The sequence below is a fragment of the Paracoccus sp. (in: a-proteobacteria) genome (genome assembly GCF_047605025.1).
Classification (GTDB): Bacteria; Pseudomonadota; Alphaproteobacteria; order Rhodobacterales; family Rhodobacteraceae; genus Paracoccus.
Genome location: NZ_JASGGO010000011.1, coordinates 50,251 through 68,379, shown reverse-complemented (window position 1 = coordinate 68,379; position 18,129 = coordinate 50,251). Strand labels below are relative to the sequence as shown.

Genomic DNA, 18,129 nt, shown 5'->3' with positions numbered 1-18,129 from the left:
AGGCATTGTCATGGTCGAGGATGAGAAGCTGGTTTCGGAAGTCCTGGCGCTGACCGACAGGCTGGCCCGCGCCCGTGCCAGCGTCGAACAAAGGTTCGTCGGACAACATGCTGTCGTGGAACAGGTTTTCGCCGCGATCCTTTCGGGCGGACATGCCCTTCTGGTGGGCCAGCCGGGTCTTGGGAAGACCATGCTGGTCGATACGCTTTCAACCGTTCTGGGCCTTGCCAGCGCCCGCGTGCAGTTCACGCCGGACCTGATGCCCGCCGATATTCTGGGTTCGGAAGTCCTTGATCTGCGCGCCGATGGCAGCCGCGCCTTCCGCTTCATTCCGGGGCCGGTCTTCACCCAGCTTCTGATGGCCGATGAGATCAACCGCGCCAGCCCGCGCACGCAGTCGGCGCTGCTGCAAGCCATGCAAGAGGGCGAGGTCACCATCGGCGGCGCGCATCGTCCGCTGGGCCGGCCCTTCCATGTGCTGGCGACCCAGAACCCGATCGAGCAGGAAGGCACCTATCCGCTGCCCGAGGCGCAGCTTGACCGTTTCCTGTTGCAGATCGATGTGGACTATCCCGACCGCGAGACCGAGCGGGCGATCCTTGTCGCCACCACCGGCACCGGCCAGGGCGCCGCGCATGAGGTCTTCGATGCCGAGGGGCTTCTGGCCGCGCAGGCGCTGATCCGTCGCATGCCGGTGGGCGAGACGGTGCTGAACGCGATCCTGGATCTGGTCCGCGCGGCCCGCCCCGGCGCGCCCGAGGCGCCGGCCTGGATGGCGGAAACGCTGGTCTGGGGGCCCGGTCCGCGCGCCGCGCAGGCGCTGACGCTGGTGGCCCGCGCCCGCGCCGCGCTGAACGGGCGCTTTGCCCCCACGCTTGACGATGTCGAGGCCATGGCCGCCCCGGTCCTGCGTCACCGCATGGCGCTGAGCTTTGCCGCCCGCGCGCGCGGCGAGACGGTGGAAGGGGTTATCGCGCGGCTGGCGGACGGCCGGTTGCAGGCGGCGGCGTGACGGCCAGCCCCGACCAGTTGCGCGCCCGCGCCCAGGCGGCGGTGGCGGGGCTGCCGGCGCTGCTTCTTTCGGCCGAACGGCTGGCGGCCAGCCTGGCCCCCGGCGCCCATGGCCGCCGCCGGGCCGGGCCGGGAGAGGATTTCTGGCAATACCGCCCAGTCGGCCAGGGTGATACGGCGCGCAGCATCGACTGGCGCCGCTCGGCCCGTTCGGACGGGCAGTTCGTCCGCGACCGCGAGGCCCAGGTGGCGCAGTCCGCCTCGATCTGGGTTTCGGCGGCGGCGGGCATGGATTTCAGCGCCGCGCCGGACCGCCCGACCAAGCGCGACCGTGCCGCGCTGCTGGCCCTGGCGCTGGCCATCGCGCTTCTGAACGGAGGCGAGCGGGTGGCGCTGGCGGGCCAGCCGCCGCGCGCGGGCCGCATCCAGGCCGACCGCATGGCCGAGGCGCTGGTCGCCCGCGCGGCGCTGGCCGAGGATGAGGACGCGCCGCCGCTTCAGGCCCTGCGGCCCGGCCAGCGCGCGCTGCTGCTGGACGATTTTCTGGGAGATCCGGCCCCGGTCCTGGCCTATCTGGAGCGTGCCGCGAGCCTGGGCGTGCAGGGCGTGTTGCTGCAAATCCTGGACCCCGAGGAGGAAAGCTTTCCCTATGCCGGCGCGGTGCTCTTCCGCTCGGGCTCGGGGGCGCTGCGGCATGACACGCGGGACGCGGCGGGGCTGCGGGCGGCCTATCTGGCGCGGCTGGCCGCGCGGCGCGAGGTGCTGGGCCGCGCGGCGCTGCAAGCGGGCTGGCATTTCGGCACGCATGACACCGGGGCCACGCCCGCGCAGGCGGCGCTGTGGCTTTGGTCGGCATTGGAGGGGTGATGCTGGTCCTTGGCCCCCTGGGCTTCGCGGCCCCCTGGATCCTGGCCGCGCTGACGGTGCTTCCGGTGCTTTGGCTGATCCTGCGCGCCATGCCGCCCGCACCGCGCCCGCTGCGCTTTCCGGGCACGCGCCTGCTACTGGGCCTCACGGACCCGCAATCCGTGGCGCGGCACACGCCCTGGTGGCTGCTGCTGATCCGGGTGCTGGCCATCGGCGCGCTGATCCTGGGCTTTGCCGGCCCGGTCTGGAGGCCCGCGCCCGCGCCGGGTGGGCAGGGGGGCGGGCAGGGGCCGCTGCTGATCGTGATGGATGCGGGCTGGGCTGCCGCGCCCGACTGGGCGCAGCGGCAGGCGCGGGCCTTGCGCGCGCTTGAGGCGGCGGGCCGACAGGGCCAGCCCGTGGCGCTGCTGCTGGCGGATGGCGGCGCGGGCGGGCCGGGGCGGGACGCGCTGCCCTTCCAGCCCGCGACCCTGCTTTCCCAGCAATTGCGCGCGGCCAGTCCCCAGCCCTGGGAGACGCGCTATCCCGCCGACCCCGCCAGCCTGCTGGCCGAGGCGCCGGAGCAGGGGCTTTCGACGCTTTGGCTCAGTGACGGGCTGGATCATCCGGACCGGGCGGCGCTGCTGGCGGCGCTGGTCGCGCGCGGCGAGGTCGGCGTGGTGCCGCCCGCGACCCCGCGCCTGTCGCTGCAACTGGTGCCGGGGGATCGGCCGGGGCTGCGGCTTTACACCACCGGCGCGACCCCGCCCGAGGTTCTGGCCCTGGGCCTGGACCCGCAGGGCCGGCCGCGCGAACTGGCCCGGCTGCGCGCTTCGGCGCCCGAGGGCCGGGGCGACCTGACTGGCCATGACGTGACTGGCCATGACGTGATTGGCTATCCGGTGGCCATCGACCTGCCCTCGGAACTGCGCAACCGCATCACCCGTTTCCAGATCGAGGGGCAGGACAGCGCCGGGGCGGTGGTGTTGGCCGACGATTCGGTCCGCCGACGCAAGGTGGCGCTGGTCGGTGACGACCGTGCGCGCGAGGGGCAGCAGCTTCTGTCTCCGCTGCATTACCTGCGCCGCGCCCTGGCCCCCACGACCGACCTGATCGAGGGGGACCTGGGCGATATGCTGCAAGCCTCGCCCGATGTCATCGTGCTGGCCGACCGGATCGCCCTGCCCGAGGCCCCCGCGCTTAGCGATTGGGTCGAACGGGGCGGGCTGCTGATCCGTTTCGCGGGACCGCGCATGGCCGCCTCCGAGCGGCTGGCGGACGAGCCGCTTTTGCCGGTGCGCCTGCGCGCGGGCGGCCGCGACATCGGCGGCGCGCTCAGTTGGGGCGATCCGCGCGGCATCGCGCCCTTTCCGCCCGAGGGGGTTTTCGCGGGCCTCGTGGCGCCGCCCGACGCCCAGATCCGCGCCCAGCTTCTGGCCGAGCCTTCGCCCGACCTGGCCGGCCGGATCCTGGCGCAGCTTACGGACGGCACGCCGCTGGTCACGCGCGCGCCCTTGGGCCAGGGGCAGGTGGTGCTGTTTCACAGCAGCGCGAACGCGGAATGGTCGAACCTGGCGCTGTCGGGGCTTTTCGTGCAAATGATGAACCGCCTGGTCCAGACCGCGCGGGCAAGCTCTCCCCAGACCCCGCCCGACGAACAGGACCAGACCTTCTGGACGCCCGTGCAGGTGCTGGACGGCTTTGGTCGCGCCATGCGACCCCAGGACCCGGTGCCGGTCCCTGCCGCCGAGTTCGGCAAGGGTCCCGGTCCCGCCGCGCCCGCCGGTCTTTATCAGGCCGGCCCGCGCAGCGCCGCGCTGAATGCGGGCGGTCCCATCGCCGCCGCCACCTGGCCCGGCGCAAGGATCGAGGCGCGGAACGTCGCGCCCGGCACCGATCTGCGCGGCTGGCTGATCCTGCTGGCGGCGATGCTGCTGGCATTGGATGCGCTGGCCAGTGCCCGGCTGACGCGCGGCCTTGGAAAAAGGGCCTCCGCCGCATGATGATCCGGGTCCTGATCATGCTGATGCTCTGGCCCCTGGCCCTGCGCGCGCAGGACGCCCCCGATCCCCGGTTGGTCCGCGCGGCGGATGAGGTGGCGCTGGCCTATGTCGCGACCGGCGATGCCGAGATCGACCGCGCCTCGCAGGCCGGGCTGCGTGGGCTGTCCCGGATCCTGGCGCAGCGCAGCACGGTCGAGCCGGGCGCGCCCATCGCCGTCGACCTGGAGCAGGACGATCTGTCGTTGTTGACCTTTCTTTACTGGCCCGTCAGCGATGACCAGCCCTCTCCTCCGCCTCTCGCCTATGTCCGCCTGAACCATTTCCTGAAATCCGGCGGCGTGATCCTGTTCGACACCCGCGACGGCGATATCGCCGGATTGGGCGGGCCGGACGGCTCGGCCGCGCTGCAAAGGCTGGCCGCGCCGCTGGAGATCCCGCCGCTGGCGCCGGTGCCGCAGGACCATGTGCTGACCCGCAGCTTTTATCTGCTGGACGATTTCCCCGGCCGCTATCAGGGCCAGCGGCTTTGGGCCGAGGCCCCGCCCCCGGATGCCAAGGCCAGCGAGGGCGTGCCTTTCCGCACCCTCAACGATGGGGTTTCCCCGGTGCTGATCGGCGGCAATGACTGGGCCGAGGCTTGGGCCGTGGACGATGCCGACCTGCCCATGTTCAGCGTCGGCGCGGGCTATGAGGGCGAGCGCCAGCGCGAGATGGCCTATCGCTTCGGGGTGAACCTGATCATGTATGTGCTGACCGGGAACTACAAATCCGACCAAGTGCATGTGCCCGCCCTGCTGGACCGGCTGCGCCGGGAAGAGGCGCTGCGATGACCGGGCTGACCTTCGATCCGCCGCTGCCCTGGGCCTTGGTTGCCTGTGTGGCGGCCCTTGCCCTGCTGGTGGCGGGGTGGTCGCTGTGGCGGGGCCTTCGCGGCTGGTTCTGGCGCGGTCTGGCGGGGCTGGCGGCGGCGGCGGCGCTGGCGGGACCGGCGCTGGAAACCGGCATCCGCGACCGGCTTGCGGATATCGTGCTGCTTCTGGACGACCGCAGCGCCAGCCAGGATCTACCGGGCCGTGCCGCCCAGGCCGATGCCGCGCTGAACGAACTGACCGCGAAGCTTGCCCTGCGCCCCGATACGCAGATCCGCCGCGTCACGGTGGGCGACGATCCCGACGGCTCGCTTCTGGGCGCGGCCCTGACCCGCGCGCTGGGGGCCGAGCCTGCGACCCGCGTGGCGGGCGTCATCGCCGTGACCGACGGGCTGGCCCATGACCGCGCGCAGATCCCCGCCGACGCGCCCGCGCCGGTGCATGTGCTGCTGACCGGCAGGCCCGACGACTGGGACCGCCGCCTGGTGATCGAGGAAGCCCCGGCCTATGGCCTGATCGGCCAGCCCGTCACCATCCGCCTGCGCATCGAGGATCAGGGCGCCGTGCCCGCCCAGGTGGCCGCCCGCCCGTCCCGGCTGGCGGTGATGGTGGACGGCGAGCCGCTGCGGGGGGTGGACCTGCCGCCGGGCGTGACGCTGGACCTGCCCGTGGTGCCGCGGCATGCGGGCCAGAACGTGGTCTCGATCGGCTTCGAGGCGCCGGCGGCGGCGGTGCCGGAACTGACCGACCGCAACAATGGCGCGATCCTGCAAGTCCAAGGTGTGCATGACCGGCTGCGGGTTCTGTTGATCTCGGGGCAGCCGCACGCGGGTGAAAGAACCTGGCGCAACCTTCTGAAATCGGATGCGAATGTGGATCTGATCCATTTCACCATCCTGCGTCCGCCGGACAAGATGGACGGCATTCCCGTCGACGAGCTTTCGCTGATCGCCTTTCCGACGCATGAGCTGTTCATGGAGCGGATCCGCGATTTCGACCTGATCATCTTCGACCGCGACCGGGTGCGCGGCATCCTCTCGCCGCTGTATTACGACAGCATCCGCCGCTATGTCGAAGAGGGGGGGGCGGTGCTGGTCTCGGCCGGTCCCGAGATGTCCACGGTCGAAAGCCTGAACCTGTCGCCGATGGGCCGCATCCTGCCCGGCCGTCCGACGGGCCGCGTCTATGACCAGCCCTTCCTGCCGCGATTGACCGAGGAGGGCCGGCGCCATCCGGTCACGGCGGGCCTGACCGGCGCGCCGGAGCCCGGTCACGCGGACCATTGGGGCCGTTGGCTGCGCATGTCCCAGGTGATCCCCGACCCGGACGCCCAGGTGGTGATGACCGGGGCCGAGGACCAGCCGCTTCTGATCCTGAACCGCGTGGGCAAGGGGCGGGTGGCGCTGATGACCTCGGATCAGGTCTGGCTTTGGGGGCGCGGCTTCGAGGGCGGGGGGCCGCAACTGGAACTGCTGCGCCGCATCGCCCATTGGTCGATGAAGGAGCCCGAGCTTGAGGAAGAGGCCCTGACCGCCGATGTCTCGGCCGGGCTTTCGGTCCAGATCACCCGCCGCACCATGGCCCCGGCTGCCAGGCCCGTGCGCATTGCCGGTCCCGACGGTGCCGAACAGGTCCTGGAACTGGCCCCGGCCGGGCCGGGCCGCTTCGCCGCGCGCTGGACCGCGCCGGGTCCGGGCCTTTACCGGCTGAGCGATGGCGAGATCGCCCGCGTCCTGGCCCTTGGCCCAAGCGCGCCCCGCGAGTTCGAGGAAACCGTGGCCTCGGGCGCGGCGCTGGGTCCGCTTGCCGAGGCCACGCGCGGGGCGGTCCTGCGTCTTTCGGACGGCATCCCGGACCTGCGCGAGGTGCGCCAGGGGCGGCCAGCGCATGGGCGCGGCGTCGCGGGCGACTGGATCGGCCTTACGCCCAGGGATGCGGCCTCGGTCTCGGGGGTGACGCATCGGCCGCTGCTGCCGGGCTGGGCCTGGCTGGCGCTGGCCGCGGGGCTGGCGCTTCTGGGCTGGCTGGCCGAGGGGCGGGGCTGGCGGCGACGCCCCGGCTGATCCCCGCCGGGACAACCCCTCGCGGGGCTTCGCCGAACTTGCCAAGCCGCCGCCCCGTTGCTAGGCAAATCGAAACGAATTCAAGAGGACCCCATGGCCGACGAGACCGCCTATATCCCGCCGACCGAAGCCGATCTCGGCTTGATCAAACAGATCCTGCCGCATCGCTACCCGTTCCTGCTGGTGGACCGGGTGCGCGACATCGTGCCGTTGGAAAGCTGCGTCGGCGTCAAGAACGTCACCTCGAACGAGCCGCATTTCGAGGGGCACTTCCCGCAGGAACCCGTCATGCCCGGCGTTCTCATCATTGAGGCCATGGCCCAATCCGCCGCCGTCCTCGTGGGCGTCAGCCTGGACCTGGCGGGCAAGGGCATGGGCACCTACTTCATGTCCATCGACAAATGCCGCTTTCGTGCCAAGGTCGTGCCCGGAGATGTCCTGGAACTGCACATGAAGACCCTGCGCGGTGGCGGCAAGGTCTGGAAATTCGAGGGGCGCGCCATGGTGAACGGCAAGCTTGCCGCCGAGGCCGAGGTGATGGCCATGCTGAACCGTGGCGACAATGGCTGAGGCGCGGGTCCACCCCACGGCGGTGGTCGACCCCGGCGCGGTGATCGGCGCGGATTGCGAGATCGGGCCGTTCTGCGTCCTTGGGCCTCAGGTCCGCCTTGGCCGGGGCGTGGTGCTGAAATCCCATGTCGTCGTCGCGGGCGAGACCTCGATCGGCGACGAAACGACGGTCTTTCCCTTCGCCTCGATCGGCGAGGTGCCGCAGGACCTGAAATTCCGGGGCGAGCAGGTGCGGCTGGAAATCGGCGTCCGCAACCGCATCCGCGAATATGTCACCATGAATCCGGGGACCGAGGGCGGAGGCGGCGTCACCCGTGTCGGCGATGACGGCCTGTTCATGGCGGGCAGCCATGTCGCGCATGATTGCATGATCGGCGACCGGGTGATCCTGGTCAACAATGCCTCGGTCGCGGGCCATTGCCACCTTGAGGACGATGTGATCGTCGGCGGCCTTTCCGGCGTGCATCAATGGGTCCGCATCGGACGCGGCGCGATGATCGGGGCGGTCTGCATGGTCACGGCCGACGTGATCCCCTTTGGCCTGGTGCAGGGGCCGCGCGGGCATCTGGACGGGCTGAACCTGGTGGGCCTCAAGCGCCGCGGCGCCTCGCGCGATGAAATCCACGCCCTGCGCGACATGCTGGGGCGGCTGGGGCGGGGCAGCTTCCGCGACACCGCCCGCCAGATGGCCGAAGGGCCGAACGGCCCCATGGTGCAAGAGGTGCTGGACTTCATCCTTGGCCCCTCGGACCGCAGCTTCCTGGCCCCGCACCCATGAGCCGCACCGCATTGATCGCGGGCGAGGGCAGCCTGGCCCCCGCCATCGCCGCCGCGCTGGACCAGCCGCTGGTCTATGCGCTGGACCATCTTTCGCCCCAGGTCGCCGCCCAGCCCTTTCGGCTGGAACGGCTGGTGCCCTTCCTGGACCAGTTGACCCGGCAGGGCGTGACGCAGGTGGTCTTCGCCGGTGCCATCCGCCGCCCCCGGATCGAGCCGGACCTGTTCGATCCCGGCACGCTCGCCATCCTGCCCAAGATCCTGATGGGGATGCAATCGGGCGACGACGCCGCCTTGCGCGCGGTGCTCGACGTGTTCGAGGAGGCCGGCATCGCCATCCGTTCGGTCGATCAGATCCTGCCCGATCTTGTCCCGCAGGAAGGGATCCTGACCGGAAGCCCCTCGCCCCGCGACGAAAAGGACGCCGCCCGCGCGGCCGAGATCGTCCAGGGCCTGGGTGCTTTGGACATCGGGCAGGGGGCGGTCGTGGCCCAGGGCCTTTGCCTTGCGGTCGAGGCGCTGCCGGGCACTCAGGCGATGTTGGATTTCGTCCGGCTGCATGCGGGGCTGAAGCCCGATCCCAAGGGCGCGGGCGGGGTGCTTTACAAGGCCCCGAAGCCCGGTCAGGACCGCCGCATCGACCTGCCGACCATCGGCCCCGAGACCGTGCGCCAGGCGGGCGAGGCGGGGCTTGCGGGCATCGCCTGGCAGGCCGGCTCGGTCATCGTGCTGGACCGCGCCCAGGCGGTCGCCTGCGCTCGGGATTTGGGCCTGTTCCTTTGGGCCAGGGGTTGAGCGCGGCAACCAATTCCCGGCCTTCGGGCCTTGCATTGTTCAAATGCCCGATCTTCGACCCAGCGAATGGAGCCGCCCGATGAAGTTCTTCCTGATCGCGGGCGAGCCATCGGGCGACAATCTGGGCGGCCCGTTGATGGCCGGGCTGAAGACCCTGGACCCGCTGGCCCGGTTCCAGGGCGTCGGCGGCCCCGCGATGCAGGCCGAGGGGCTTGAAAGCCTGTTCCCTATGGAAGAGCTTTCCGTCATGGGTCTGGTCGAGATCCTGCCGAAATACCGCCAGCTCAGGGCCCGCATCCGCCAGACCGCCCAGGCCGTGGCCGAGGCGCGGCCCGATGTGCTGATCACCATCGACAGCCCCGATTTCTGCCTGCGCGTCGCCCGCCAGGCCCGCGCGCTGCTGCCTGATCTGCGCACGGTGCATTATGTCGCGCCTTCGGTCTGGGCCTGGCGGGCGGGGCGCGCGGCCAGGATGGCGCAGGTCGTCGATCATGTTCTGGCGATCCTGCCCTTCGAGCCGCCCTATATGCAGGCGGCGGGAATAAGCTGCGATTTCGTCGGCCACCCCATCGCCGCCGCGCCGGTCGCGGATGCGGCGCAGGCGGCGGCGTTTCGCGCGGCCAACGGCATCGAGGCAGCCGCGCCCCTGGTCCTTTGCCTGCCCGGATCGCGCCGGGGCGAGGTCGCGCGCCTTGGTCCCCGCTTCGACGAGGCGCTGATGCGGCTGCGCGACCGCGTGCCCGAACTGCGCGTGGTGATCCCGACGGTGCGCGGCGTCGCGGCGCTGGTGCGGGACATGGCGCGGCGCTGGCCCACGGCGCCGGTGGTGGTCGAGGATGGTGCGGAGAAGCGCGCGGCCTTCGCCGCAGCCGATCTGGCGCTGGCGGCCTCGGGCACGGTCAGCCTGGACCTGGCCGCCAATGACGTGCCCATGGTGATCGGCTATGACGTGGCGCCGCTTAGCCGGATGATCATCGGGCTGATGCTGAAGACCGACACCGTGACGCTGGTGAATCTGGTCACCCAGACCCGCGCGGTCCCCGAATTCCTGGGCCGCGCTTGCCAGCCCGGCCCGATGTCCCAGGCCCTGCTGCGCCTGATCGAGGATCCCCAGGCCAGGGCCGCGCAGCGGGCCGCGATGGAACTGACCATGCAGCGGCTGGGGCGCGGCGGCGAGGCACCCGGCCTGCGCGCCGCGCGCTCGGTCATGGCGGCGGTTACTGCGCCGCGATGACGATGACCTCGACCTTGTAATCGGGCGTCGCCAGTTTCGATTCGCCGGTGGCGCGGGCGGGGGTATGGCCCTGCGGCACCCAGGCGTCCCAGACGGCGTTCATCTCGGCGAAGTCGGCCATGTCGGCCAGCCAGATCTGCGCCGACAGGATACGGGTCTTGTCCGAGCCGCATGCGGCCAGCAGGCGGTCGACCTCGGCCAGCGCGCCCTTGGTCTGCTCGGTGACCGAGGTGCCGGGCGCCGCGACCTGGCCCGCAAGATAGATGGTGCCGTTATGGGTGACGGCGGCGCTCATGCGGGGGCCGGTCTCGATGCGCGTGATCTCGGACATGCTAATCCTTTCCAGGTTTGGGCCGGCGCGCTGGAACAGGCGCCGGAAGAACAGTGCCGTCATGCCAAAGCCCAGGGCGGCAATCAATGCCCGCATGAACGGCACGGGCCGACACCGGGCCGGAAATGTGCCCGGGCCGGTCCCGATGTCATGATCTGGGCGGGCATACGGTGGCGGGCATCCGGTGGCGGGCAGCAGGCGATACCCGGCCTCTCGCCCCCTTGGCGCGAACCTGCCCATGTGCGGGACGCAGGGGGCCAGCGCGCGCCCGGAGGTTGACGCGGGTGGCGCAAACGGCTCAGATAGGGACGATTTTTCCGCGAGGGGCAAGACCATGCGACCGTTGACGATCCTTCTGGGCGGCGCCCTTCTGATGTCGGCCTGCTCGACCGCCGAGGATTACGCCGATGTCATCGCGCGCTCGCAGCCGCCTGGCGCGGCGCTGAAGGCCCAGCTTGTCGCCGGGGCCAAGGAACTGGCCTATGATCCCGGCTCGATCCGCGATGCGCAGATCTCGAACGTGGCGACCTTCCGCGACGGTTTGCAGGGGGTGTGCGTGCGTGCCGACAGCAAGAACGTGCATGGCGTCTATGTCGGCGTGCAGAACATGGGCATCGCGCTGCGCGATGGGAAGCCTGCCTATGGCGAGCTGAACCACCCGATCTGCAATCGGCCCGATATTCCCTGGCAGCCCTTCCCGGAATTGCAGGCGCTGTCGAGGTCGCGCTGACCGGCCCCAACTCGCCTTGATGTCCATTGCCGGCGCCTGGTCGTGCAACAGGACGATCAGGTGCCCGCGCCCTGAATGTTCGCCGGCTTTCCAATACCGTCAGCGTGAACGCCCGCTTGCGCGGCGCTTGTCCAGGGCTTCGGCGCGACGCGCGTGCCTTGGGCGATGCCGCTGGATATTTTTCCGGCGATGGCACAAGAATGCCCCGCAGATTCCCGCAACGGAGATCCCCATGCAGTTCACCATAGACGAGGCGCTGAGCCAGGGCGGCGCCGGACGGTTCCAGAAGAACCTTCTGGGCATCTTCGGGCTGGTCTGGGCGGCGGATGCGATGCAGGTCATCGCCATCGGCTTCACGGCGGCCTCGATCGCGGCCAGTTTCGGGCTGACCGTGCCGCAGGCGCTTCAGACCGGGACGCTGTTCTTTCTGGGCATGTTCGCGGGCGCCACGCTGTTCGGGCGGCTGGCCGACCGCATCGGACGCCGCCGCGTGCTGCTGCTGACGGTGACCTGCGATGCGATCTTTGGCCTTGCCTCGGTCTTTGCGCCGAACTTCGCGGTGCTGCTGGGCCTGCGCTTCCTGACCGGCATGGCGGTGGGCGGCACGCTGCCCGTCGATTACGCCATGATGGCCGAGTTCCTGCCGCCGCGAAACCGGGGCCGCTGGCTGGTCTGGCTGGAGGGCTTCTGGGCCGTCGGCACCATCGTCATCGCGCTGACCGCCTGGATCGCGCATCTGGCCGGCGCGGCCGAGCCCTGGCGCTGGATCTTCGCCATTGCTTCCCTGCCGGCGCTGATCGGGATCGGGCTGCGTTTCTGGGTGCCCGAATCGCCGATGTATCTGATGCGCCGGGGCGATGCGGCGGGCGCGAAGGCGGTCGTGGACCGGGTGCTGACCGCGAATGGCGCGCGCGCGCTTGCGGCGGATGCGCGGCTGGTCGCGCCGCCGCTTTCGGGGACGGATCTGCGGCTGTTCGGGCCAGAGCTGAAATCCAGCAGCATCGCCATCTTCGCGACCTGGTTCCTGGTCTCGCTGTCCTATTATGGCGTGTTCGTCTGGCTGCCGGCCGAGCTTGCCAAGGGCGGGTTCGGCTTTGTGCGCGGCTATGGCTTCCTGGTCCTGCTGGCGCTTGCGCAGATCCCCGGCTATGCGCTGGCTGCCCACGGGGTCGAGGCTTGGGGCCGCAAGCGCACGCTGCAAATCTTCCTGCTGCTCAGCGCGGGGGGGTGCCTGCTGTTCACGCTGGCGGCCAGCCCCTGGATCATCGCCGCCTCGCTTCTGCTGATGAGCTTCGCGCTGCTGGGCACCTGGGGCGCGCTTTACGCCTATACGCCCGAGCTTTATCCGACCGGGTTGCGCGCGACCGGAATGGGGCTTGCCAGCGCCATGGCGCGGGTCGGGGGCCTGCTGGCGCCTTCGCTGATGGGGCTGGTCGTCGCACGGGGCTTTGGCGTCGCCATCGGCGCCTTCGCGGTGCTTTTGCTGGTCGCGGCGGGCGTCACCCTGCTGATCCGGGCCGAGACGCGCAACGCTTCGATCACCTAGCCTCCGCCGCCGCGCAGAACTGCCGCAGGCCCGCGCAAATACGACGCGGGGACTTGCGGGCGCGCCGGTTCTTTGGCAGGGGCGAGGGATGGCCAAGGTATCCGAACTTTACGAGGCCCGCGTCCGCGCCGGCCAGCTTGATCCCGATCCGGCACAGCGGGGCGTGCTGCCCGTGCTGGACCGCCTGGTGCGCGACCTTGCCGCCGGCCGGCCCGCGCCGCCGCCGGCGCAGAAAGCCGGCTGGCTCTCGCGGTTGGTGGGCGGCGGCCAGGCCCAGACGCCCATGCCCACGGCGAAGGGCATCTATCTTTGGGGCGGGGTCGGTCGCGGCAAGTCCATGTTGATGGACATGGTGATGGACGCCGCGCCCCTGCCGCAAAAGCGCCGGGTGCATTTCCACGAATTCATGCAAGAGATCCAGGCCGGGTTGAACGCCGCGCGCCAGGCGGGCCAGCAGGATGCCGTGCGTCCCGTGGCCATGGGCGTCGCCGCCACGACCCGGCTTCTGTGCTTCGACGAGATGCAGATCACCGACATCGCCGATGCCATGATCGTGGGCCGGCTGTTCCAGATCCTGTTCGAGCAGGGCGTCACCATCGTCACCACATCGAACCGCGTCCCCGAGGATCTTTATAAGAACGGGTTGAACCGCCAGCTTTTCCTGCCCTTCATCGCGCTGATCCGCGAGCGGTTGGAGGTGATCGAACTGTCCAGCGTCACCGACCATCGCCAGGACCGGGACGAGGGCGAGCAGGTCTGGTTCAGCCCCGCCGATGCTGATGCCCGCGCCGCGATGGATGCGATCTGGACGCGTGAGACCGCCGGCCTTCCCGCCACGCCCCTGGTCCTGGAAATCCAGGCCCGCAAGGTCGAGATCCCGCGGCATGTCGGCCGCGCGGGCCGCGCCACCTTCTGGGATCTTTGCGCCCGCCCGCTTGGTCCCGCCGATTATCTGGCCCTGGCCCAGGCGCTGGATGTGCTGCTGATCGACGGGATTCCCCGGCTTAGCCAGTCGAACTACAACGAGGCCAAGCGTTTCGTCACCCTGATCGACGCGCTTTACGAAGCCAAGGTCCGCCTGATCGCCAGCGGTGCCGACGCGCCCGAAAAGCTTTATTCCGAGGGCGCGGGCGCCTTTGAGTTCGAGCGCACCGCCAGCCGCCTGCGCGAGATGCGGGACGCCGCCTGGGGCAAGCGCGCCTAGCCGTTTTCCCGCAGCACCCGGCCCGCCAGATAAAGCGAGCCGCAGATCAGGATACGCGCGCCGGGATGGGCGGCGGCGATCACCCGCACCGCCGCCAGCACGTCCGGCGCGGTGTCGCTTGGGATGCCCGCGCGGGCCGCGACGGCGGCGGTCTGGGGGGCGGGCAGGGTGTTCGGCTCGCCCGGAATGGCCACGGCGGTCAGCGCGCGCACATGCGGCGCCAAGGGCCGCATATAGCCCGTCACGTCCTTGGTGTTCAGCATGCCGCAGACCAGAAAGACCGGGCGCGGCGGCATCGCGGCCAGGGTGGCGGCCAGCGCCTCGCCTCCGGCCGGGTTATGGCCGCCGTCCAGCCACAATTCGCAATCCCCCGCCGCCTGGACCAGCGGGCCGCGCCGCAGCCGCTGCATTCGGGCGGGCCATTCCGCGCGGGTCACGGCTGCCTCGGGATCGCCCGTGCCAAGCTCGCGTAGCGCGGCCAGCGCCGCCCCGGCATTCTGGATCTGGTGCGGGCCGGGCAGGTTCGGCAAGGGCAGGTCCAGAAGCCCGCGCTGGTCGAAATAGGTCATCCGCCCGCGCTCGGCATAGCAGTCCCAGTCCTGGCGGGCGACGTGCAGGGGGGCGCCCAAAGCCTGGGCGCGGGCCTCGATCACCTCGCGCGCGGCGGGTTGCTGCGGGCCGACGATGCAGGGCACGCCGCGCTTCAGGATGCCGGCTTTCTCGCCGGCGATCTCGGGCAGGGTCTCGCCCAGATACTGGGTATGGTCGATGCTGACCGGGGTGATCACCGTCAGGCGCGGCCGGTCGATCACATTCGTCGCGTCCAGCCGCCCGCCCAGCCCGACCTCAAGCAGGGTGTAATCGGCGGGCATGCGCGAGAATGCCAGGAAAGCCGCCGCCGTGGTGATCTCGAAGAAGGTGATCGGATGGCCGGCATTGGCGGCCTCGCATTCCTCAAGCGCGGCGGCCAGCGCGTCTTCGTCGATCAGCCCGCCGGCAAGCCGGATGCGTTCATGAAAGCGCGCCAGATGCGGCGAGGTATAGGCATGGACGCGCTTGCCCGCCGCTTCCAGCCCGGCGCGGATCATCGCCTGGGTCGATCCCTTGCCGTTGGTGCCCGCGATATGGATTACCGGCGGGATCCGCTTTTGCGGATCGCCAAGCGCGGCCAGCAGGCGGTGCATCCGCTCCAGCGACAGGTCGATGACCTTGGGATGCAGCCCCATCAGCCGGGCAAGGATGGTGTCCGAATTCATCGGCCAGTCCATCGCGGATCAGGCGGGCTTCTGTTCGGGCACCGCCTGCTCGGGCAGGGCCGAGGCGATCTGTCCCGGCGCGGGCAGGTCCGCCACCACCGGCGCGGGCAGGCCGCGCAGCATGCGCAGGACCGAGATCAGTTCCTCGCGCAGCTTCTTGCGATGGGTCACGCGGTCCAGCATGCCGTGGTCCAGCAGGTATTCCGCGCGCTGGAAGCCCTCGGGCAGTTTCTCGCGGATGGTCTGCTCGATCACGCGCGGCCCGGCAAAGCAGATCAGCGCGTTCGGCTCGGCGATCTGGATGTCGCCCAGCATGGCATAGCTGGCCGTCACGCCTCCGGTGGTCGGATGGGTCAGCACCACGACATAGGGCAGCTTCGCCTCTTTCAGCATCTCGACCGCGACGGTGGTGCGCGGCATCTGCATCAGCGACAGGATGCCTTCCTGCATCCGCGCGCCTCCTGCGGCGGAGAACAGCACCAGCGGCCTCTTCAGCTTCACCGCGCGTTCGGCCGCTGCGATGATCGCGTTGCCGACATACATGCCCATGGATCCGGCCATGAAGGAAAAATCCTGCGCGGCGGCGACGATGGGGGTGCGCCCGATCTCGCCCTCGGCGACCAGCATGGCCTCTTTCTCGCCGGTGGATTTCTGCGCGGCCTTCATCCGCTCGGGATATTTTTTCTGGTCGCGGAATTGCAGCGGGTCGGCGACCGGCTCGGGGATCTTGACCTCGTTGAAGACGCCGCCGTCGAACAGCGCCGCGAAACGCGCGCGGGGCGTGATCGCCAGGTGGTGGTCGCAATGCGTGCAGACGTTCAGATTGTCCGAAAGCTCTCGGTGAAACAGCATGTTGCTGCATTCGGGGCATTTGGTCCAAAGATTCTCGGGCACTTCGCGGCGCGAGAACAGTGAGTTGATGCGCGGACGCACATAGTTGGTGATCCAGTTCATCGAGAGCCCCTTGCGCTGCGGTCTGGCCGCTGACTTAGGCAAATATGCATCGAATTGCAATTCCGCGCTGGCTGGGCTTTCATGCGGGCATGTGGACCCAGGGGCTAGTCGTTCTTCACTATGCGGTCGCTTTGGCGGTTTCCGTGCGGGTGCTTCTGCGGCCCCGGCTGGAACCCAGCGTGCGGCTGAGCTGGATCCTGGTGATCGAACTGGTGCCGCTGGCGGGCATCATTGCCTATATCCTGTTCGGCGAGATCCGCATGCGCGGCGCCGAGGTCGAGACGATGGCCAATGTCCGCTCGCGCCTGTCGGGCCTTTGGCGGCCAAGCGCGTCGCTTGTGACCGATCCGCCCTATTTCGCCGCCCCCGTCATCGCCGCGAATCGTGCCACCACCGGCTTTGGCGCGGTGGCGGGCAATCACGCCCGGCTTCTGCCCGAGGATGACGACGCCATCGACGATCTGGTCCTGGCCATCGACGGCGCGCGCGAGCATCTGCATATGCTTTTCTATATCTGGCTGGACGATGCGTCGGGCCGCAAGATCGCGGATGCGGCGATCCGGGCCGCGGACCGGGGGGTCAAGGTGCGCGCGGTGATAGATGCCTTCGGCTCGCGCGCCTTCGGGGCCTCGGAAAGCTGGCGGGCCATGCGGGCGGCGGGATGCGAATGCGTCGAGGCGCTGCCCTTGGGCCTGCCGCTGCTGGGCGGGCTGACCCAGCGCATGGATCTGCGCAATCACCGCAAGATCGTGGTGATCGACCATTCCCTGGGCTTTACCGGCAGCCGCAACTGCGCGGACACGGCCTTCGCCGTGAAACCTCGTTATGCGCCCTGGATCGATATTCTTCTGCGCATCGAGGGGCCGGTGGTGCGCCAGATGCAGGCGATCTTTCTTCAGGATTGGATGAGCTATAGCGGCGAGGATCTGGGCGATATGCTGGCCATGGTTCCCGCCGCGGCCGAGCCGGGCGAGATCGCGCAGGTGGTGGCGACCGGGCCGGACGACCGGCAAAGCTCGCTTTCGGATTGCATGGCCTCGATGATCCATGCCGCGCGCGACAAGCTGGTGATCACGACGCCTTATTATGTGCCCGATGCCTCGCTGGATGCCGCGATCCGCACAGCCGCACGGCGCGGAGTCGATGTGACCATGATCCTGCCCGCAAGGAACGACTCTCTGGTGGTTCAGGCCACTTCCGAGGGGCTGTATTACGGCCTTGTCGCCGCGGGGGTGAAGCTGATGCTGTTTCAGGATGGGCTGCTGCACGCCAAGATCATCTCGGCCGATGGCCGCATGGCGATGATCGGCAGCGCCAACATGGACCGCCGCAGCTTCGAATTGAACTATGAGATGAACATGCTTTTCGTGGGCGAGGACCTGACCCGCACCCTTGAGCAGCGGCAAGAGACCTATATCCAGCGCTCCGAGCAGATCACCCTGCCCGAGATCCGCGCCTGGTCGGTCTGGCGGCGCCTGCGCAACAATCTGCTGGCGCTGGCAGCGCCGATCCTGTGAGAAGAAGGAGAGCGGCCGATGGACCCTGACCAGCCGATCCGACAGGGCGTCCCGGCGCTGGATGCGCAGGCGCTGGCCCAGGGCCTGGTGGCTCTGCCGCTGTGGCGGCTTTCCCAGGATGGCCGCGCGATCCGGCGCGACTGGAAGCTGCGCGATTTCGCCCAGGCCGCGCAACTGGCCGCCCTGGCCGCCTGGCAGGCCGAGGCCGCGAACCATCACCCGGATATCGCCTTCGGCTGGGGCCATCTGCGTGTCAGTTTCACCACCCATTCCGCCGGAGGGGTGACGATGAACGACCTGATCATGGCGGCGCGGCTGGACCGGGCGGCGGAATGAACCGGCGGGTTGTGGCTTTCATCCCCCGCTTGCGTCCGGATCGGCGCCAAATCCGCTGCCGGCCCCTTGCCGGCGCGCGGGGCTGGC

The 18,129-nt window shown here is 69.8% G+C and carries 17 protein-coding genes; 14 read left to right on the top strand and 3 right to left on the bottom strand.

The window, feature by feature from the left end; all coding sequences use genetic code 11:
• Nucleotides 1–10 precede the first annotated feature (10 nt).
• The 9 genes from QM682_RS08335 (at nucleotide 11) to lpxB (ending at nucleotide 10,168) form a co-directional block, all read left to right on the top strand.
• Nucleotides 11–1,012 (top strand): AAA family ATPase, encoded by a 1,002-nt coding sequence (locus QM682_RS08335; protein WP_415128649.1) that lies wholly within the window; start codon nucleotides 11–13, stop codon nucleotides 1,010–1,012.
• Nucleotides 1,009–1,878, top strand: coding sequence for a DUF58 domain-containing protein (locus QM682_RS08330; RefSeq protein WP_415128647.1), 870 nt, complete (start codon nucleotides 1,009–1,011; stop codon nucleotides 1,876–1,878). Before QM682_RS08335 ends, QM682_RS08330 begins: the two co-directional genes overlap by 4 nt.
• On the top strand, nucleotides 1,878–3,860 hold the full coding sequence (locus QM682_RS08325; RefSeq protein ID WP_415128645.1) for a BatA domain-containing protein: 1,983 nt from the start codon (nucleotides 1,878–1,880) through the stop codon (nucleotides 3,858–3,860). Before QM682_RS08330 ends, QM682_RS08325 begins: the two co-directional genes overlap by 1 nt.
• Nucleotides 3,857–4,690, top strand: a complete 834-nt coding sequence (locus QM682_RS08320) for a DUF4159 domain-containing protein (RefSeq protein ID WP_415128643.1) — start codon at nucleotides 3,857–3,859, stop codon at nucleotides 4,688–4,690. The genes QM682_RS08325 and QM682_RS08320 overlap by 4 nt, the downstream gene beginning before the upstream one ends.
• Complete coding sequence (locus tag QM682_RS08315) at nucleotides 4,687–6,792, top strand: hypothetical protein (protein ID WP_415128641.1); 2,106 nt, start codon at nucleotides 4,687–4,689, stop codon at nucleotides 6,790–6,792. The genes QM682_RS08320 and QM682_RS08315 overlap by 4 nt, the downstream gene beginning before the upstream one ends.
• 93 nt (nucleotides 6,793–6,885) lie before the next feature.
• The gene (fabZ, locus tag QM682_RS08310) at nucleotides 6,886–7,362 is read left to right on the top strand and encodes a 3-hydroxyacyl-ACP dehydratase FabZ (RefSeq protein WP_415128639.1); all 477 of its coding nucleotides are present in this window, start codon (nucleotides 6,886–6,888) and stop codon (nucleotides 7,360–7,362) included.
• Nucleotides 7,355–8,140, top strand: a complete 786-nt coding sequence (lpxA, locus tag QM682_RS08305) for an acyl-ACP--UDP-N-acetylglucosamine O-acyltransferase (RefSeq protein WP_415128745.1) — start codon at nucleotides 7,355–7,357, stop codon at nucleotides 8,138–8,140. The genes fabZ and lpxA overlap by 8 nt, the downstream gene beginning before the upstream one ends.
• Entirely contained in the window at nucleotides 8,137–8,934 is a 798-nt protein-coding gene (locus QM682_RS08300) for an LpxI family protein (RefSeq protein ID WP_415128637.1), read from the top strand. The genes lpxA and QM682_RS08300 overlap by 4 nt, the downstream gene beginning before the upstream one ends.
• A gap of 79 nt (nucleotides 8,935–9,013) precedes the next feature.
• Complete coding sequence (gene lpxB, locus QM682_RS08295) at nucleotides 9,014–10,168, top strand: lipid-A-disaccharide synthase (protein WP_415128635.1); 1,155 nt, start codon at nucleotides 9,014–9,016, stop codon at nucleotides 10,166–10,168.
• Here lpxB and QM682_RS08290 read toward each other — a convergent pair.
• On the bottom strand, nucleotides 10,152–10,499 hold the full coding sequence (locus tag QM682_RS08290; protein ID WP_415128633.1) for a RidA family protein: 348 nt from the start codon (nucleotides 10,497–10,499) through the stop codon (nucleotides 10,152–10,154). The genes lpxB and QM682_RS08290 overlap by 17 nt on opposite strands.
• A 334-nt stretch (nucleotides 10,500–10,833) precedes the next feature.
• Between QM682_RS08290 and QM682_RS08285 the strand changes: the two genes are divergently transcribed.
• The 3 genes from QM682_RS08285 to zapE all read left to right on the top strand — a co-directional run bounded on the left by QM682_RS08285 (nucleotide 10,834) and on the right by zapE (nucleotide 13,979).
• Nucleotides 10,834–11,229 (top strand): hypothetical protein, encoded by a 396-nt coding sequence (locus QM682_RS08285; protein WP_415128632.1) that lies wholly within the window; start codon nucleotides 10,834–10,836, stop codon nucleotides 11,227–11,229.
• 232 nt (nucleotides 11,230–11,461) lie between these two features.
• On the top strand, nucleotides 11,462–12,775 hold the full coding sequence (locus QM682_RS08280) for an MFS transporter (protein ID WP_415128630.1): 1,314 nt from the start codon (nucleotides 11,462–11,464) through the stop codon (nucleotides 12,773–12,775).
• 88 nt (nucleotides 12,776–12,863) lie between these two features.
• Nucleotides 12,864–13,979 carry a cell division protein ZapE gene (gene zapE, locus QM682_RS08275; RefSeq protein ID WP_415128628.1) on the top strand — a complete coding sequence of 372 codons (1,116 nt, stop codon included), beginning with the start codon at nucleotides 12,864–12,866 and terminating at the stop codon, nucleotides 13,977–13,979.
• Here the strand turns inward: zapE and QM682_RS08270 are convergent.
• Nucleotides 13,976–15,247 (bottom strand): bifunctional folylpolyglutamate synthase/dihydrofolate synthase, encoded by a 1,272-nt coding sequence (locus tag QM682_RS08270; RefSeq protein WP_415128626.1) that lies wholly within the window; start codon nucleotides 15,245–15,247, stop codon nucleotides 13,976–13,978. The two genes, zapE and QM682_RS08270, sit on opposite strands and share 4 nt — an antisense overlap.
• Before the next feature lie 6 nt (nucleotides 15,248–15,253).
• Nucleotides 15,254–16,189: an acetyl-CoA carboxylase, carboxyltransferase subunit beta gene (gene accD / locus QM682_RS08265; RefSeq protein WP_415128624.1), complete on the bottom strand. Its 936-nt coding sequence runs from the start codon at nucleotides 16,187–16,189 to the stop codon at nucleotides 15,254–15,256.
• A gap of 44 nt (nucleotides 16,190–16,233) precedes the next feature.
• Here accD and cls point away from each other — a divergent pair, with 44 nt between their 5' ends.
• Together cls and QM682_RS08255 are read left to right on the top strand one after the other, a co-directional pair.
• A complete protein-coding gene (gene cls / locus QM682_RS08260) occupies nucleotides 16,234–17,706 on the top strand; it encodes a cardiolipin synthase (RefSeq protein ID WP_415128622.1) in 1,473 nt (490 codons plus the stop codon).
• 18 nt (nucleotides 17,707–17,724) lie between these two features.
• Complete coding sequence (locus QM682_RS08255) at nucleotides 17,725–18,042, top strand: 4a-hydroxytetrahydrobiopterin dehydratase (protein ID WP_415128620.1); 318 nt, start codon at nucleotides 17,725–17,727, stop codon at nucleotides 18,040–18,042.
• Nucleotides 18,043–18,129 lie beyond the last annotated feature (87 nt).

Excerpts from the sequence above, each read along its gene's own strand:
- QM682_RS08335 (WP_415128649.1), top strand. The coding sequence starts at position 11 with ATGGTCGAGGATGAGAAGCTGGTTTCGGAAGTCCTGGCGCTGACCGAC.
- QM682_RS08325 (WP_415128645.1), top strand. The coding sequence starts at position 1,878 with ATGCTGGTCCTTGGCCCCCTGGGCTTCGCGGCCCCCTGGATCCTGGCC.
- QM682_RS08320 (WP_415128643.1), top strand. The coding sequence starts at position 3,857 with ATGATGATCCGGGTCCTGATCATGCTGATGCTCTGGCCCCTGGCCCTG.
- QM682_RS08315 (WP_415128641.1), top strand. The coding sequence starts at position 4,687 with ATGACCGGGCTGACCTTCGATCCGCCGCTGCCCTGGGCCTTGGTTGCC.
- fabZ (WP_415128639.1), top strand. The coding sequence starts at position 6,886 with ATGGCCGACGAGACCGCCTATATCCCGCCGACCGAAGCCGATCTCGGC.
- lpxA (WP_415128745.1), top strand. The coding sequence starts at position 7,355 with ATGGCTGAGGCGCGGGTCCACCCCACGGCGGTGGTCGACCCCGGCGCG.
- QM682_RS08300 (WP_415128637.1), top strand. The coding sequence starts at position 8,137 with ATGAGCCGCACCGCATTGATCGCGGGCGAGGGCAGCCTGGCCCCCGCC.
- lpxB (WP_415128635.1), top strand. The coding sequence starts at position 9,014 with ATGAAGTTCTTCCTGATCGCGGGCGAGCCATCGGGCGACAATCTGGGC.
- QM682_RS08290 (WP_415128633.1), bottom strand. The coding sequence starts at position 10,499 with ATGTCCGAGATCACGCGCATCGAGACCGGCCCCCGCATGAGCGCCGCC.
- QM682_RS08285 (WP_415128632.1), top strand. The coding sequence starts at position 10,834 with ATGCGACCGTTGACGATCCTTCTGGGCGGCGCCCTTCTGATGTCGGCC.
- QM682_RS08280 (WP_415128630.1), top strand. The coding sequence starts at position 11,462 with ATGCAGTTCACCATAGACGAGGCGCTGAGCCAGGGCGGCGCCGGACGG.
- zapE (WP_415128628.1), top strand. The coding sequence starts at position 12,864 with ATGGCCAAGGTATCCGAACTTTACGAGGCCCGCGTCCGCGCCGGCCAG.
- QM682_RS08270 (WP_415128626.1), bottom strand. The coding sequence starts at position 15,247 with ATGGACTGGCCGATGAATTCGGACACCATCCTTGCCCGGCTGATGGGG.
- accD (WP_415128624.1), bottom strand. The coding sequence starts at position 16,189 with ATGAACTGGATCACCAACTATGTGCGTCCGCGCATCAACTCACTGTTC.
- cls (WP_415128622.1), top strand. The coding sequence starts at position 16,234 with ATGCATCGAATTGCAATTCCGCGCTGGCTGGGCTTTCATGCGGGCATG.
- QM682_RS08255 (WP_415128620.1), top strand. The coding sequence starts at position 17,725 with ATGGACCCTGACCAGCCGATCCGACAGGGCGTCCCGGCGCTGGATGCG.